The 14,768-nt window shown below is 71.2% G+C and carries 12 protein-coding genes; 3 read left to right on the top strand and 9 right to left on the bottom strand.

Annotation, left to right across the window (positions count from 1 at the left end):
- Window positions 1-71 precede the first annotated feature (71 nt).
- Window positions 72-1,730 (bottom strand): ABC transporter substrate-binding protein, encoded by a 1,659-nt coding sequence (locus D3P35_RS07155; protein WP_118133954.1) that lies wholly within the window; start codon window positions 1,728-1,730, stop codon window positions 72-74.
- A 238-nt stretch (window positions 1,731-1,968) separates the two neighbouring features.
- Here D3P35_RS07155 and D3P35_RS07150 point away from each other — a divergent pair, with 238 nt between their 5' ends.
- A complete protein-coding gene (locus D3P35_RS07150) occupies window positions 1,969-3,399 on the top strand; it encodes an alkaline phosphatase family protein (protein ID WP_118133953.1) in 1,431 nt (476 codons plus the stop codon).
- Between the two features lie 466 nt (window positions 3,400-3,865).
- On the opposite strand, the gene D3P35_RS07145 is transcribed toward D3P35_RS07150, so the two are convergent.
- From D3P35_RS07145 to D3P35_RS07115, 7 genes are all read right to left on the bottom strand, one after another.
- Window positions 3,866-4,210, bottom strand: a complete 345-nt coding sequence (locus D3P35_RS07145) for an ADP-ribosylation/crystallin J1 (RefSeq protein WP_118134101.1) — start codon at window positions 4,208-4,210, stop codon at window positions 3,866-3,868.
- An 80-nt stretch (window positions 4,211-4,290) separates the two neighbouring features.
- Window positions 4,291-5,112 (bottom strand): sugar phosphate isomerase/epimerase, encoded by an 822-nt coding sequence (locus D3P35_RS07140; protein ID WP_118133951.1) that lies wholly within the window; start codon window positions 5,110-5,112, stop codon window positions 4,291-4,293.
- A 692-nt stretch (window positions 5,113-5,804) separates the two neighbouring features.
- Window positions 5,805-6,470 (bottom strand): aspartate/glutamate racemase family protein, encoded by a 666-nt coding sequence (locus D3P35_RS07135; RefSeq protein ID WP_118133949.1) that lies wholly within the window; start codon window positions 6,468-6,470, stop codon window positions 5,805-5,807.
- A 143-nt stretch (window positions 6,471-6,613) separates the two neighbouring features.
- On the bottom strand, window positions 6,614-7,453 hold the full coding sequence (locus D3P35_RS07130; protein ID WP_118133947.1) for an ABC transporter permease: 840 nt from the start codon (window positions 7,451-7,453) through the stop codon (window positions 6,614-6,616).
- A gap of 1 nt (window position 7,454) precedes the next feature.
- Complete coding sequence (locus tag D3P35_RS07125; protein WP_370030483.1) at window positions 7,455-8,366, bottom strand: ABC transporter permease; 912 nt, start codon at window positions 8,364-8,366, stop codon at window positions 7,455-7,457.
- 853 nt (window positions 8,367-9,219) lie between these two features.
- On the bottom strand, window positions 9,220-10,500 hold the full coding sequence (locus tag D3P35_RS07120; RefSeq protein ID WP_118133944.1) for a PotD/PotF family extracellular solute-binding protein: 1,281 nt from the start codon (window positions 10,498-10,500) through the stop codon (window positions 9,220-9,222).
- Between the two features lie 34 nt (window positions 10,501-10,534).
- Window positions 10,535-11,515: an ABC transporter ATP-binding protein gene (locus tag D3P35_RS07115; protein ID WP_118133942.1), complete on the bottom strand. Its 981-nt coding sequence runs from the start codon at window positions 11,513-11,515 to the stop codon at window positions 10,535-10,537.
- A 284-nt stretch (window positions 11,516-11,799) separates the two neighbouring features.
- Between D3P35_RS07115 and D3P35_RS07110 the strand changes: the two genes are divergently transcribed.
- Both D3P35_RS07110 and D3P35_RS07105 read left to right on the top strand, forming a co-directional pair.
- On the top strand, window positions 11,800-12,489 hold the full coding sequence (locus tag D3P35_RS07110) for a GntR family transcriptional regulator (RefSeq protein ID WP_370030478.1): 690 nt from the start codon (window positions 11,800-11,802) through the stop codon (window positions 12,487-12,489).
- Window positions 12,486-13,319 (top strand): GNAT family N-acetyltransferase, encoded by an 834-nt coding sequence (locus D3P35_RS07105; RefSeq protein WP_118133940.1) that lies wholly within the window; start codon window positions 12,486-12,488, stop codon window positions 13,317-13,319. The genes D3P35_RS07110 and D3P35_RS07105 overlap by 4 nt, the downstream gene beginning before the upstream one ends.
- 17 nt (window positions 13,320-13,336) lie before the next feature.
- Here the strand turns inward: D3P35_RS07105 and D3P35_RS07100 are convergent, their stop codons facing one another.
- The gene (locus tag D3P35_RS07100; RefSeq protein WP_118133938.1) at window positions 13,337-14,719 is read right to left on the bottom strand and encodes an MATE family efflux transporter; all 1,383 of its coding nucleotides are present in this window, start codon (window positions 14,717-14,719) and stop codon (window positions 13,337-13,339) included.
- Window positions 14,720-14,768: the final 49 nt, after the last annotated feature.

Here is a 14,768-nt window from a genome sequence, read left to right as displayed (position 1 = left end):
GGAACGGCTGCCGCCCCCGGGGCCGGGGCTTCCGGGGGCGGCTGCCTGTCAGGTCGGGCCCGGCAGGGCCGTCAGTTTGCCGGGGCGACGACGTGGAAGTTGTCGGCCCGGAAGTCCATCGACTGCAGCGCCGAGGGCGCCCACTCGATGTCCGCGCGCTTGCCGTAGAACATCGCGTTCTGGTGCATCACGGTGTAGGCGGGGTCCTCGCGCTCGGCGATCTCGAGCATGCGGCGGAAGGTGGCGCGGCGCTCCTCGAGGTCGGTCGAGGTCTCGAGCGTGGTGCAGAGCGCGTTGAACTCCTCGTTCGTCCACTCGCCCACCTGCTGCTGCTGGCCGTTCTGGCAGTGCTGGTTGACGATGGAGGACACCGGGTCCGGGAAGGGCGCGGAGTTCGACCAGTCGCGCACCATGCGCGGCCCGCTCTCGGTGTCGAAGATCTGCTGCCAGTTCTCCTTCATCTCGATCTGGATGTTCAGGCCGATCTGGCGGAAGGCCTCGGCGTTGATCTGCGCGGTCGACACCTGGTTGGTGTAGTAGTTGTTGAGCACGCGCATCACGATGGGCTCGCCGTTGTAGCCGGATTCCTCCACCAGCTTGCGCGCCAGGTCCATGTCGTATTCCGGCACGGTCCAGTCCGACAGGTACATGTCGCCGTAGTATTCCCATTGCAGGCCGGCCGGCACCTTGGTGCGGCTGCCCCAGAGCGCTTCCACGATGGACTCGCGGTCGATCGCATGGGTCATCGCCTGGCGGATCTTCACGTCCTTCATCGGGCCGTTGTTCTTGTCGAACACCATCAGGCGGTGGTTGGTGATCGGGCCGCCCACCACGTCGAACTTCGGCTCGTCCTCGATGAGGGCGATCTGGTCCGGCGGCACGTCGGTGATGAAGTCGTACTCGCCCGAGAGCAGGCCGTTCACCCGGCTCGCCACCTCGGGCACCACAACGAAGCGCAGCTCCGCGATCGGCGGCTTCTCGCCCCAGTACTCGTCATGCGCGGCGAGCACGAGCACGTTGTCGGGCTTGAACTCCACCACCTTGTAGGGGCCGGTGCCGACCGGGTGGCGGGCGTAGTCGGCCCAGGTCTCGGCCTCCTCGTAGGCGCGCTTGGAGAGGATCTCGGCGCCCCCGCGGGAGATGCGGCCCTCCAGCGTGGGGTCCGGCACCTTCGAGACGAAGCGCACGGTCATGTCGTCGACCTTCTCCACCCGGTCGAGGTTCGGCCAGGCGCGGCGGGCCACGGCGGCCACTTCCGGGGGGGGCACCTTGCCGTTGGTGATCTGCGCGATGGTCGAGGTGAAGAGCTGCGCGCCGTCCTTCTGGGCCTGCACCTGCTCGGGCAGGGTGCCGAAGCGCTCCGGCGAGAAGGTGAACACCACGTCGTCGGCGGTCATCGTGTCGCCGTTGTGGAACTTCACGCCCTCGCGCAGCTTCAGCTCCACCGTGCGGTCGTCGATGCGCGTCCACTCGGTGGCAAGGCCGGGCTTGCGCGGCAGGTCCGGCAGCTGGCGGTCATAGTCGATCAGCGTCTCGAACATCGAGTAGAACACGCGCGCGCCGACGTTGGACTGCTCGCGCAGCACGTCGAGGGCACCGGCGTTCACGATCTGCTGGACCGCGACGGTGATGTGCGGGCGCTCCTGCGCGAAGGCGGGGCTGCTCAGCAGGGTGCTGGCCATGAGGCTCGCTGCGAGGGCGAGGCCGAGGGTGCGGCGGGTGAGGTGCATCGGTTGGTCCCGTTCCTGGAGAATGACGGGGCGAGAGATGCCCGCGCGCGGCAACAGCCGCGTGACGGCGATGCGACGATCCTGTCACAATGCCGGGCCGCAGCCCCGCGCGCGGCACTGCACAGCCCCGGTCACAGAACGGCATCGAACGTCATCGAACCGTGACAGAGCCGGTGCATGAGGGGGCCCCGTGCCGCCGGTGCCTCCGCGCCGGGGCCGCGCTATCAAGGAGCGGACGATGGATGTGACAGGTGCCCGGCGGGCGGTGATCGTGGTGTTCGACGGGCTGCGGCCCGACATGGTGACCCCCGGGCTGATGCCCGAGCTCGCGGGCTTCGCCGCCTCCGCGGCCTGGTTTCGCGAGGCGCGCTCGGTGTTTCCCTCCTACACCCGGGTGGCGACCACCAGCATCGCCACCGGCGCCTGGCCGCGCAGCCACGGCATCATCGGCAACCAGTTCCACCAGCCCGGGCTGATCGCCGGCGGCCCGCTCGACACATCGAACTACGCCCATCTCGAGGCCGCTGCCGCCGCCTGGCCCGGCGGCGTGGTGGGTCGGGAGGACCTGGGCACCGCACTGGCGCGGGCCGGCAAGCGGCTCTCTGTCGTGCATTGCGGCTCGGCGGGCTCGGCCTACCTGCTCAATTCCCGGGTGCTGGAGAACGGCCACTGGACCTTCTCGATCCACGGCGAGGCGCATACCCGCACGCCGGAGGCGGTGCGCGCCTCGCTCGCCCGCCACGGCGCGCTGCCGGGGCGCGAGCTGCCGAAGCTCGGCGCGGTGGAGCGGGCCGCAACGGTGTTCTGCGACATGGTGCTGGCCGAGCAGGCGCCGGACGTGGCCATCGCCTGGTTCCCCGAGCCCGACACCTCCTTCCACTACTGCCGCATCGGCTCGGAGGAGTCGCGCCGCGCCCTCGCCGCCTGCGACGCCGCCTTCGCCCGCATCCGCGACGCGCTGCCGCCCGACACGCTGCTGATCGCGATGTCCGACCATGGCCAGATCACCGTCGACCGCGAGATCGACCTCGGCGCCGCCCTGCGCGCCGCCGGCTTCCGGGCCGCCGACCGGCCGGCCGAGGGCGACCGGATCGGCTACACCCGCGGTGCCGCGGGCGAGCTGCGCCTGCTCGGCGGCCCCGACCCGGTGGCGGCCGCCGAGCTCGCTGCCTGGGCGATGGAGCAGGACTGGCTCGGCCTGCTCTTCTCGCGTGACGGCCTGCCCGGCACCCTGCCGCTCGCCGCGGTGATGGGCGACCATCCCCGCGCGCCCGATCTCGTCTACGCCTGCCGCTCCGATGTGAGCCCCGACCCCGACGGCCTGCCCGGCCGCGGCGCCTTCACCGGCGGCGTGCCGGTGATGGGCGGCATGCATGGCGGGCTGAACCGGCACGAGCTCAACACGATGCTCGCCCTCTCCGGGCCCGGCATCACGGCGGGTGAGCGGGATTGCCCTGCCGGCATCGTCGACGTGATGCCCACCGTGCTCGCCGCCCTCGGCGCGGGCCAGCAGGAGGCCGAGGGCCGGGTGCTGGAAGAGGCCTGGGGCGCGGCACCCGCCGCCGCCGAGCGCCTCCACGACCGTGCCCGGGCGGGCGGCTTCGCCCAGGAGCTCGAGCGCCTGCGCTACCGCAACCGGATCTACCTCTCCGAGGGCAACCGCCTCTGAGGCCGGGCAAGGGGCATCGGCCATCGGACAGGAAGCGGCAGCCTCCGCGGGCCCTCGCGAACCCGGGCTCTGCCGCCGCTTCCCCGGGGCCCCGCCGTACCGGACGGCGTCCCCCGCCACCGCGTGGGGCCGCTGCGGGGGGAAAGGCGCTGGCGGTCGCCCCCGCGCAAGGGGTTACCGTCGCCGGCCGGCCTCGCGCTCAGCCTGGCGAGCCATTGCCCGGGCGACGCCCCGGCGCCGGGCCCCTGCCGCGAGACCGCCCCGCGCCGCGACAGGGTCTCCACGTCGCCATCCCGCGCTCCCTCGGGCGTCGCGACGGCCCGAGGGGGCTCGATGCCCCCGAGGGACGTATGCCCCCCGGTGCCCCCGAGACGCAGGTCGGCGCAGCGTCATCGGGCGGGTTCGCGGCTTCCGGGGGGTGTGAGAAGCGCCAGCGGGCGGCGGGCGGGGCTGTCGCCCCGGAGGGTCAGCGGAACTCCCGCACCACCTCGATCTCGCCCGCGATGGCTTCGTTGAAGGCGGGCAGGTGCTCGGCCGGGATCCAGTATTCCCGGTGCGCCGCGCCGCCGGCCTCCTGCACGTCGTAGCGTTCGAGGAAGCTGCGCAGCACCTCGAAGCGGGTGACGAAGCCGCTGCCGCTGGCCTTCACGTTCCAGTCCCGCGCGATCTTCACCGCATAGTCCTCGGTGGTGACGGGGTAGAAGATCGGCTGCTCGGGCAGGCGCGGCGGAAAGGCCCGCATGCCGCTGTCGCGGATGAGGGCGAGTTCTTCCGGCCCCACCGGCCGCCAGAGGGTGATCGTGTCGCTCATGTGCCACAGAAAGCGCGGATCGGCCGGCAGGGCAAGCCCCTCCGGCACCCCCGGCGCGGTGGCGCCGGGGGGGGAGCGGCTCAGCGCGCGAGGCCGAGCGCCTCGAGATGCGCCACGGCGGCGGGCACCTCGGCCTTGTCGCGCAGCTCGAGGTTCAGGCGCGGCTTCACCTCGAGCCGGGCGAGGGCGGCGAAGAGCGACCCCCACAGGATGTTGCCCAGCCCCGGGCGCCAGTGCCGGTCGGCGTAGCCGTCGGTGTCCTGGATGTGCACGTGCTCGAGCATGTCGCCCGCCGCGATCACGTGGTGGTCGACCGGCGGCGCGCTGTGCTGGTGATGGGCGATGTTGGCATGCCCGGTGTCGAGCGAGACGCGCACCGAGGGGCTGGCGAGGCTCTCGACCAGCGCCACGCGCTCGGCGGGGTCGCGGTCCTCGATGTTCTCGATCACGAAGGTGACGCCGAGCGCCTCGGCCCGCGGCAGCAGCGGCTCGAGCGTGGCGCGGGCATTGGCTGCGGCACGGTACTGGCCGGGCAGGTGGTGGCGGTTGGTGTAGTCCCAGGTGGTGAAGGGGCTGTGGATCACCATCTGCGTGGCGCCGATCTCCTCGCAGGCGTCGAGCCCCTGGCCGAAGCGCTTCTGCACGACGGCGCGGATGTCGGGGTCGGACGTGCCGATGGAGAAGCCCCAGAACGGCCCGTGGATGCCGAGGCGCCCCGTGTAGCCGGCGAGCAGGCGCTTCGTCTTCGCCGCGGTGGTGCGCCAGTCGCCCTCCAGCAGCTCGGCATTGAAGAAATCCTGGATTTCCAGGTCGCGCTGGTCGGCGATGATCCAGTCGCCGTAGGTCTCGAGCGCGTCGGTGGGCAGGCAGACGCCGAGCAGGGGAAGGGTGTGGTCGGTCATGGGGGACTCCGATGTGGGCTTGGTGCTCCGCCGCCTAATCTCCTGCAATGACAGGACGAAGACGCGTGCATGGCCCTTTGATGACCATGGCAAGGGGAGGGGCCGCCGGCGATGCGGGTGCCGCGCCCCGCCGATCTCCCGGTGCCGGAGCGCCGTTACCTGCGGCTTTTGCAGGCAGCAACAGCATCACCGCCGCGCGGGTCCGGGAGGCCTCCCGCCCCTGCGTTGACACCCGCGCTGCGCGCGGATGTCGCCTCCGCGTTGGGCCGGGCCGCCCCGCCGTGCGGGGCGGCGGCGCACGCCCGAAGGCGCGCGCTGAACTGAGCGCGGAGGGCCGCGCCCGACCCTGGGTGGGCGCTCCTGCGCTTGTGGAGGGCGGTTTATCTGGAAAGCCCCGGGCGAGGGTTGTGCGGTGAGTGGCATCGCCATCGCGCCCTCCCTGGGGGAGGGTCGGGCGCGGCCCGGGCTGGTCGCCCGGGCGGAAGGGACGAGCTGAGAGGGTGTTGACTTGCCTGCGAGCTGCCGGGAACGGGCATCGGGCATCGGGCAGGCGTCGCATGCCGCTCTTCCGGCGACGCGATGATCCACAGACACCGATTCCGGCTGCTCGGCACTCGCCGGATGTGCCGAGACCGGCTCCGGCGGCAGGCTGCACCGACATCCGGCGTGGGGATAAACGGCCCGCCCCCGCGTCAGCCCCTGCCGTTCCCGAGCCCCGCCATCGCATGCGCGAGGCGCACCGCGGCGCGCACGCCGTCGATCACCGGTACCCCGTGCGCGGCCGACAGCCGGTCCGCGAGGTCGGCCATCCCGGCGCAGCCGAGCACGATCGCGCCCGCGCCGTCCTCCGCCACCGCGCGGCCGATCTCGGCGCTCACCTGCGCCTCGGCCGCCCCGCCCGGCTCCTCGAGCGCCAGCACCGGCACCTCGCTGGCCCGCACCCGGGCGCAGAGCGCGGCGAGCCCGTATGTCACTAGGTTCTCCTCGATCACCGGGATGGACACCGACAGCGTGGTGACCACGGAGAACCGGTGCCCCGAGAGCGCCGCGGCATGGAAGGCCGCCTGTCCGATGCCCAGCACCGGCCCGGGGAAGAAGCCCCGCGCCTCCGCGAGCCCGGTGTCGTCGAAACAGGCGATGATCGCGGCATCCGCGCCCTCGGCCGCCCCGGCGCGCAGGGCAGCGAAGAGCCCGGGCAGCGCGGCGGCGCCGTCCTCGGCTCCCTGTATCGAGGCCGGCCCAGAGAGCGAGGTGCGCGCGAGGATCTCGACCCCGGCTGGCGCCGCGCCGCGGGCCGCCTCCGCCGCCTTCTCGGTCATCGATACGGTGGTGTTCGGGTTTACCAGCAACAGGCGCATCTCAGGCCGCCCCGCGGGCCGGGGAGACCGCCCCGCGCCGCGGCGAGGACCGCCGGCGACAGCCCGCGCGCGAGGTGGCGCCGCGACGGCACGAGGGGGCTCGATGCCCCCGAGGGACGTATCCGGGAAGGGTCGCCATCGTCTCAGACCAGGCCCTTGCCGGCGTCGGAGGCCCGCCGGGCCCGCCGCCGCTGCGCGATGAAGGCGCCGCCCAGGAACACGCCGATGATGGCGAGCGAGAACAGCGTGGTGAGCGTGCCGAGCGCGTAGAGCACCGGCGAGGTGACATTGGTGGTCATGCCGAAGATCTCCAGCGGCAGGGTGTTGTAGCTGCCGGCGGTGAGCAGGGTGCGGGCGAACTCGTCGTAGGACAGGGTGAAGCCGAACAGCGCCACGCCGATGAGCGAGGGCGCGATGATCGGCAGCACCACGTGGCGGATGGTCTGCCAGGGCGTGGCGCCCTGGTCGCGCGCGGCCTCCTCATAGGAGGCGTCGAAGCGGTTGAACACCGCGAACATGATCAGCAGGCCGAAGGGCAGGGTCCAGGTGAGCTGGGATCCGAAGCCGGAGGTCGACCAGTGCACGTTGAGCCCGGCGATGTTGAAGATCAGCCCAACGCCGAGCGAGATCAGGATCGAGGGGATGATCAGCGAGGTGATGATGAGCAGGAACAGCACGCCCGAGCCGCGGAACTTCTTGCGAAACGCGAGCCCGCCCATCACCGAGACCACCACGGTCACCACCATCACCATCAGCCCGAGGGCGAGGCTGCGCCCGAAGCTGCCCCAGATGTCGCCCACCGCCTGCTGCTCGAACAGGTCGGCGAACCAGTGCAGCGAGACGCCGTTCATCGGGAAGGTGAGCCCGCCCTGCGGCCCCTGGAAGCTCAGGATGGCGATGGTGATCGTGGGCCCGTAGAGGAACAGCACGAACAGCGCGAAGACGGCGGCGAGGACGTAGAAGGAGCGCGGGCGCGGTTCCATCTCAGAGCTCCTTGCGGATGTCGACGAAGCGCAGCATCGCCGAGATCATGATGAGGACGGTGAGCAGCAGGATCACCGCGTCGGCGGCGGCGGCGGGGTATTGCAGCAGCGCGATCTCGTTGGAGATCATCCGCCCCACCGAGGCGGACTGCCCGCCGGACATGAACCGCACGGTGATGAAATCGCCCATCACCAGGGTCACCACGAAGATCGAGCCGATCATGATGCCCGGCTTGGTGAGCGGGATCACCACGTTCCACAGGATCTGGGCGCCGGTGGCGCCCGCGTCGCGTGCCGCCTCGATGAGGGATTTGTCGATGCGCATCATGGTGTTGAAGATCGGCACCACCATGAAGAGCGTGTAGAGATGCACGAAGGCGAGCACCACCGCGAAATCGGAGAACAGCAGCCATTCCACCGGCTCGTTCACCAGCCCTATGTCCATCAGCACCGAGTTCGCGATGCCGTTGCGGCCCAGGAACGGGATCCAGGAGATCATCCGGATGATGTTCGAGGTCCAGAACGGGATGGTGCAGAGCAGGAAGAGCGCGATCTGCCAGGTCTGGGTGCGGATGTGGAAGGCAAGGAAATAGGCCACGGTGAAGCCGATCACCAGGGTGAAGACCCAGGTGAGCACGGTGTACATCAGCGTGTTGAGATAGACCGAGAGCGTCACCGGCGAGGTGAGCAGGAACTCGTAATTGTCCCACAGGAAGGCGGGATAGAAGGACCATTCCGTCGAGCCCCAGAAGCTCACCACTACGATGGTGATGACCGGCAGCACCAGGAAGAAGCCCAGCACCAGCACCAGCGGCGAGGCGAGCGCCCAGGCGGTGACGGCCTCCGGAATGCGCTGCACGGCGCCTGCGCGGCTGCGGCCCGGGGCGGGCGCGGTGATCTCGAGTTCGCTCATCCTCGGCGGTTCCCTTGCTCTGCGGCCCCGCGCGGCGCGGGGGAGGTGTCAGGCGGGCCGGCGGCACGATGCGCCACCGGGTGGTCTCTCATCTCCCCCGGTCGGCGCGGGGGGACGCCTTCGGAGGGGCCGACCGCGTCGGAGAGGGGCTGCGCCCCCCGCCTCCGCGGCGGCGTCGTGTCCCTTCGGGCCCCTCCGGCGCGAGCGCCCGGCCGGGAGGCAGCTCCCTTCGGGCCGGGTGCCGGGCTGGCCCCGTCGCGGCGCCCGCCCGGGCCGGGACACCGGGTGCGCAGCACCCGGCCGGGCCCAAAGCGCAGGACACCGACAGGTGGCCGGAGCACGGGAGGGCTCCGTATCGGCTCCCGACCGGCGGGCCGGCGCGGCTCCGCGGCAGGTGCCCATCCGGTGCCACGCGCCGAACTGCAGGGCACGCATACGGGAACCCGAGCGGGCCCCGATGCGCGGGGGCGGCAGACCAGCCCTTGCGGGCTGGCCGGATGTCTGTTCCGCAGCTCTCGGCTGCTGGCCTCGGCTGCTGGCCTCGGCTGCTGGCCTCGGCTGCTGGCCTCGGCTGCTGGCCTCGGCTGCTGGCCTCGGCTGCTGGCCTCGGCTGCTGGCCTCGGCTGCTGGCCTCGGCTGCTGGCCTCGGCAGGGCGTCAGCCTCAGTGCGGTCGCCCGGGGGCGGTCCGGAAGGGCGCCGCCCGGCGTGCCGGGCAAGCGCTTCGGGCTGCTCAGGCCCCGGGCGCCAGCGACGGATCGGTGTCCGGTGAGGCTCTTGCGATCAGCCCGGAGCGGACGGGGCGGCGTGTTTCGGGGTGCCGGCCGGGCGCGCGCTCCGGCCGGCGGCTTCGGTTCAGGCGGCGATGAACTCGTTCCACTTGCGAACCATGTACTGGTTCTCGTCCATCACCGCGTTCCAGCAGGCGACATGGCCCATGCGCTCCTCGAAGGAGCCGCCGTCACGCGTGGCGCCGGCCTTCTCCATCACCTGGCCCTGCGGGTTCATGATGTCCTCCTGGGCGGGCTTGCCCTCGAACCAGTAGCCCCACTCGTCGGCGGTCATGAACTCCTTCGAGGTCTCGGGCACGGCGGAGTAGTAGCCCTGGCGCATCAGGAAGCCGCCGACCCAGCCGGAGAGATACCAGTTGATGTACTCGTAGGCGGCGTCGAGCTCGAGGCCGGAGAGGTTCTTCGACAGGCCGATCCCGCCGCCCCAGGAGCGGTAGCCCTCCTTCAGCGGCTGGTAGACGCAAGGGATGCCCTTGGTCTTCACCGCGGTGATCGCCGGCGACCACATGGACTGGATCACCACCTCGCCCGAGGCCATCAGGTTCACGCTCTCGTCGAAGCTCTTCCAGAAGGCGCGGAACTGGCCGGCGCGCTTCGCCTCGGTGAGGATCGCCATGGTCTTGTCGATCTCCTCGCGGGTCATGTTGCCCTTGTCGCCGTAGGACATCTCGCCCATGGCCTCGCAGACCATCGCCGCGTCCATGATGCCGATGGAGGAGATGTCGAGGATCGAGGCCTTGCCCTTGAACTCGGGGTTCAGCAGCTCGGCCCAGCTGTCGATCGGCCGGCCGATCAGGTCGGGGCGGATGCCCAGCGTGTCGGCGTTGTAGATGGTGGGGATCAGGGTCATCCAGCCGGTCTCGTGATCGGCGAAGCTGGTGCCGTCCGGCCCGTCGACGAAGCCCACGGTGTGCGGCGCGGTGCCCTGGGCGATCACGCTCTCGGGGGTGAGCTTGCCGTCCTTGAAGATGCCGACGATCTTGTCGTAGTTGGTGATCTTGGAGACATCCATCGGCTGCAGGTTGCCCGCCGGCCAGACCTTCTTGCAGATCCAGTACTCGATGTCGGCGATGTCGAAGCTGTTGGGCTGGGTGGCGGCGCGCTGGGTGACGGAATCGGAATCGAGCGCCGTCATCTCCAGGGTGAAGCCGAGGTCTTCCTTCACCTTCTCGGCCACCTCGTTGAGGTTCGACACGCCGGTGCCGAACTGGCGCAGGGTGACGTCCTTGATGTTCTGGGCCCAGATCATCGGCGCGCCGAGGGTGCTGCCGGCCGCGACCGTGGCCGTGGCGGCGGCGCCCTTGAGAATGCTGCGCCGGCTCAGTCCGGTCGTTTTCTTGGTCATTGCAATCGTCCTCTTCCCTGTTGGAGGTTCTGGTTCAGCTTGCCAGCGGATGCAGGTCCGCCGGGTTCCACGAGAGGGTCACCGGGTCTCCCGGCCCGAGGGGCGCGGCGTAGAACTCCGCCTCGGGCACCATGGCGGTGAGGTCGTCCTCCCCCGCGGTGCGCAGCGCCACGCTCACGCTGTGGCCCTGGAACTCGATGCCGCTCACGATGGCGGCCATCCCCTCGCCGCCGCGGCCCACCGCGATGCGGTCGGTGCGGATGGCGTGGCGGCGGCCGCCGTCGGAGAGCACGTTGTGCCCGCCCATGAAGCGGGCCACGAACTCGGTGGTGGGGGTGTTGAAGATCGCCCGCGGCGCGCCGGCCTGCTCGATCTTCGCGCGGTTCATCACCACGATCATGTCGGCCAGCGCCAGCGCCTCGTCCTGTCCGTGGGTGACATGGATGAAGGAGATGCCGAGCTCGCGCTGCAGGCGCTTGAGCTCGGCGCGCATGCGCACGCGCAGGAACGGGTCGAGCGCGGAGAGCGGCTCGTCGAGCAGCAGGATCTGCGGCTCGGTGATCAGCGCGCGCGCCAGCGCCACGCGCTGCTGCTGCCCGCCCGAGAGCTGGGCCGGCAGGCGGTCGGCATAGGCGGAGATGTCCACGAGCTCGAGCAGCTCGCCGGCGCGGCGGTGGCGGGCGGGCTTGTCCACGCCCTTCATCTTGAGGCTGAAGGAGACGTTGTCGATCACGCTCAGATGCGGGAAGAGCGCGTAGCTCTGGAACATCATCGCCGTGCCGCGCTTCGCCGGGGGCAGGGCGCCGATGCGCTGGTTGCCCAGCAGGATGTCGCCGTCGCTCACCGTCTCGTGGCCGGCGATCATGCGCAGGGTGGAGGACTTGCCGCAGCCCGAGGGGCCGAGCAGGCAGCAATAGGTGCCCGCCGGCACCATGAGCGAGATCGCGTCCACCGCCACGGTGTCGCCGTAGCGCTTGGTGAGGGACACCAGTTCGAGATCGGATGCTTGGCGCATGGGCTCCTCCGCTGCCGGTCCGGGCCGTCTTGCCGACCCTCTGCAGGGAGATGCAAAGCGCGTGCCAATTGTTCACAATCTTTTAAGATATTGAGCAGAAACATCATTTTCGGGCGCGCGGCTTCGGGCGCTTTCGGATGTGCGCAAGGATCGGGCAGATTGCCAACAATATGATGGAAGATTGCACACAATTCCCGCTTGTGCGCGCGCGCGGCGCGTCTACATTTGTGCGCAAGCAGGGCCGGCCGCCTGCCATCCCGGCCGCATGCAACGGATGGACCGCCTTGGCCAGGGACAGCCTAGAGACATCGCCGCCCGTCGAGACCGTGAAGCGCGAGCTCAGGCGCGCGATCCTCGACCACCGCCTGCCCCCCGGCACGAGGCTGACGGAGGAGGCCGCCGCCGGCCATTACGGCGTGGGCCGCACGGTGGTGCGCACGGCGCTGCTCTCGCTCTCGCATGACGGGCTGGTGACGCTGGAGCGCAATCGCGGCGCCTTCGTGGCCCGCCCCGACCCGCGCGAGGCGCGCGAGGTGTTCGAGGCCCGCTCGCTGCTCGAGCCGCGCGCCGCCCGCCTTGCCGCACAGCGCGCCGTGCCGGCCGACGTGGAGGACCTGCGCCGCCACGTGGCGGAGGAGCACGCGGCGCTCGCGCAGGGTGACACCGGCAGCGCGGTGCATCTCTCCGGCCTGTTCCACACCCGCATCGCCGAGATCGCCGCTCAGGAGACGATCGCGAGCTTCGTGCGCGCGCTGGTCTCGCGCTCCTCGCTGGTGATCGCGCTTTACTGGCGCCGGCATGATACGGTGTGCGAAAGCCATGCCCATCACGAACTGCTCGCGGCCATCGGCCGGGGCGACGGCGCCGCCGCGGAGGAACTGATGCAGAGCCATCTCGTCGACCTGCTATCGGGGCTCGACCTCTCGGACCGGGTGAAACCCGTCTCCAGCCTCGCGAAGGCGCTGCAGGGATGATGGACATCCGCCCCGTCCGGCAGGACGAGATGCCGCTCATCCTCGGCTGGGCGCGTGACGAGGGCTGGAACCCGGGCCTCGACGATGCCGCGATGTTCCATGACGCGGACCCGGAGGGGTTTCTCGTCGGCCACATCCGGGGCGAGCCGGTGGCGGCGATCTCGGTGGTGCGCCAGGGCACCGGTTACGGCTTTCTCGGCCTCTACATCGTGCCGCCGAAATGGCGCCGGAAGGGGCTGGGGCTGGAGATCTGGCAGGCCGGGATGGAGCGGCTGGAGGGCCGGGTCGTCGGGCTCGACGGCGTGCCGGACCAGCAGGACAACTACCGCCGCTCCGGCTTCGAGGAGGCGCACCAGAGCCACCGCTACACCGGGCTGCTGCCCTACATGGGCTCCGCCAGCGTGGAGCCGGTGGGCCATCACAACCTCGCCCCCGCGCTGAGCTTCGACCGCAAGGTGGCCGGCGTGCAGCGCACCACCTACATCGGCCGCATGCTCACCGACAGTGTCACCCGCCGCTCGGTGGCCGTGGTCGACGGCGGCGTTCTGCTCGGCCTCGCCACGGCGCGCTTCTGCGAGGTGGGGGTGAAGATCGGCCCGCTGCTCGCCTATGACGTGGACGTGGCGCGCCAGCTCATCGCCGGGCTCGCACCCTGGATCGGCCGGGTGCCGGTGTCCATCGACGTGCCCTCGCCCAACCATGCCGGGGTGAAGCTCGTCACCGGGCTGGGCCTGAAGCCGGTGTTCCAGACGGCGCGGATGTACCGGGGCCCGGCGCCGAAGGCCGATCTCACCCGCTGCTTCGGCCTCGCCACGCTGGAGCTGGGCTGAGGCCCGGCCCCCGGCCCTCAGCCCGCCCGCGCCAGCCGCCGCCAGGGCCCGAGATGCAGGCCGAGGGCGATGAACAGCCCGTAGGCGGTCATCGCCACGGCGACCAGCAGCAGCAGCCCATCCGCCGACAACCCCTCCAGCGCGCCCAGCACGGCGATGCCGCCGGCCACGATCACGAAGCGCAGCACCGCGCCGAGCACCGGCATGGCCAGCGTCTCCAGCCCCTGGCTGGCGCAGTAGAGGCACATGCCGAGGCCGAAGAAGAAGTAGAGCGGGCTCACCCGGGTGAGATAGGCCGTGGCGGCGGCGGCCACCTGCGGGTCGGTGGTGAACAGGCTCCACCACAGGCCGGGCCAGAGGGCGAGCCCCGTGCCCAGCACCCCCATCGCCACCGCGGTGAGGAAGGCGCCGGTCCAGGCGGTGCGCACCGCGAGCCCGGCCTGTCCGGCGCCCAGCAGCGTGCCCGACACCACCATGAGCGAGCCGCCCACCCCGAAGATGATCGGGATCACCGTGAGCTCGAGCCGCGCGCCGATGCCGTAGCCCGCGAGCCATTCCGGCCCGAGCCGGCCGAAGGCGGCGGTCACCACCATGGCGTAGAGGATGGTGAGGGTGGACTGCCCGCCCGCCAGCGTGCCGGCGCGCAGCAGCCGCCCCGCGCCGCTCAGCCCGCCCCAGCCGTAGACGCTGAGCCGCAGCTCGCGCCCGGGGCGCGACAGAACGAAGGCGAGGAAGCCGGTGCCCGCGGCATAGGCCAGCACCAGCGCTCCCGCAGCGCCCGGCACCGCCCAGCTCTCGGGCGCGAGGCGCAGCGCCTGGATGGCGAGGAAATGCGTGCTCACCACCACGAAGGAGCCCATCAGCGGGCGCACCATGTCGCCCGAGCCGCGCAGCGCCGCCCCCATCATGTTGTAGAGCCACAGGAGCACGATGCCGGAGAACAGCACCCCTGAATAGGTGAGCGCCGCCTCCAGCACCGGCCCCTCGCCGCCCATCAGGGCGAAGAGTTGCCGGCCGAGCCCGAGGATCAGCACCGTCTTGATCACCCCGGCGGTGAAGGCGATGAGCAGGGCGATGCGCAGCACCACGTTGGCCCGCCGCGCCTCGCCCGCGCCGAGCGCGCGCGCGATGGCGCCGGAGACCGCGCCGCCGATGGCCCCGCCCGCCAGCATCAGCGAGAGCATGTAGCAGGGAAACACCAGGCTCGCCGCGGCGAAGGCCACCGGCCCGGCATGGCCGAGGAAGGCGCCCTCCACCATCACCAGCACCGACTGGATGAGCGTCGCACCCATGCCCGGGACGGCCATGCGGAACAGCGTGGCCAGCGGCCGCTCGAGCAGGCGGCGGCGCGCCTCCTGTGGGCCGGGGCGGGGCCCGGCGGCGGGGGCGGTGATGACCATGTGGGGGAGACCTCGGGAACGCGCGGGCAGGGGGGAAGCGGCTGCGGGC

Source organism: Oceanicella sp. SM1341, assembly GCF_003448965.1.
Lineage (GTDB): Bacteria > Pseudomonadota > Alphaproteobacteria > Rhodobacterales > Rhodobacteraceae > Paroceanicella.
Note: the sequence above shows the minus strand (reverse complement) of the source record. Positions and strands in the feature narration are given on the sequence as shown.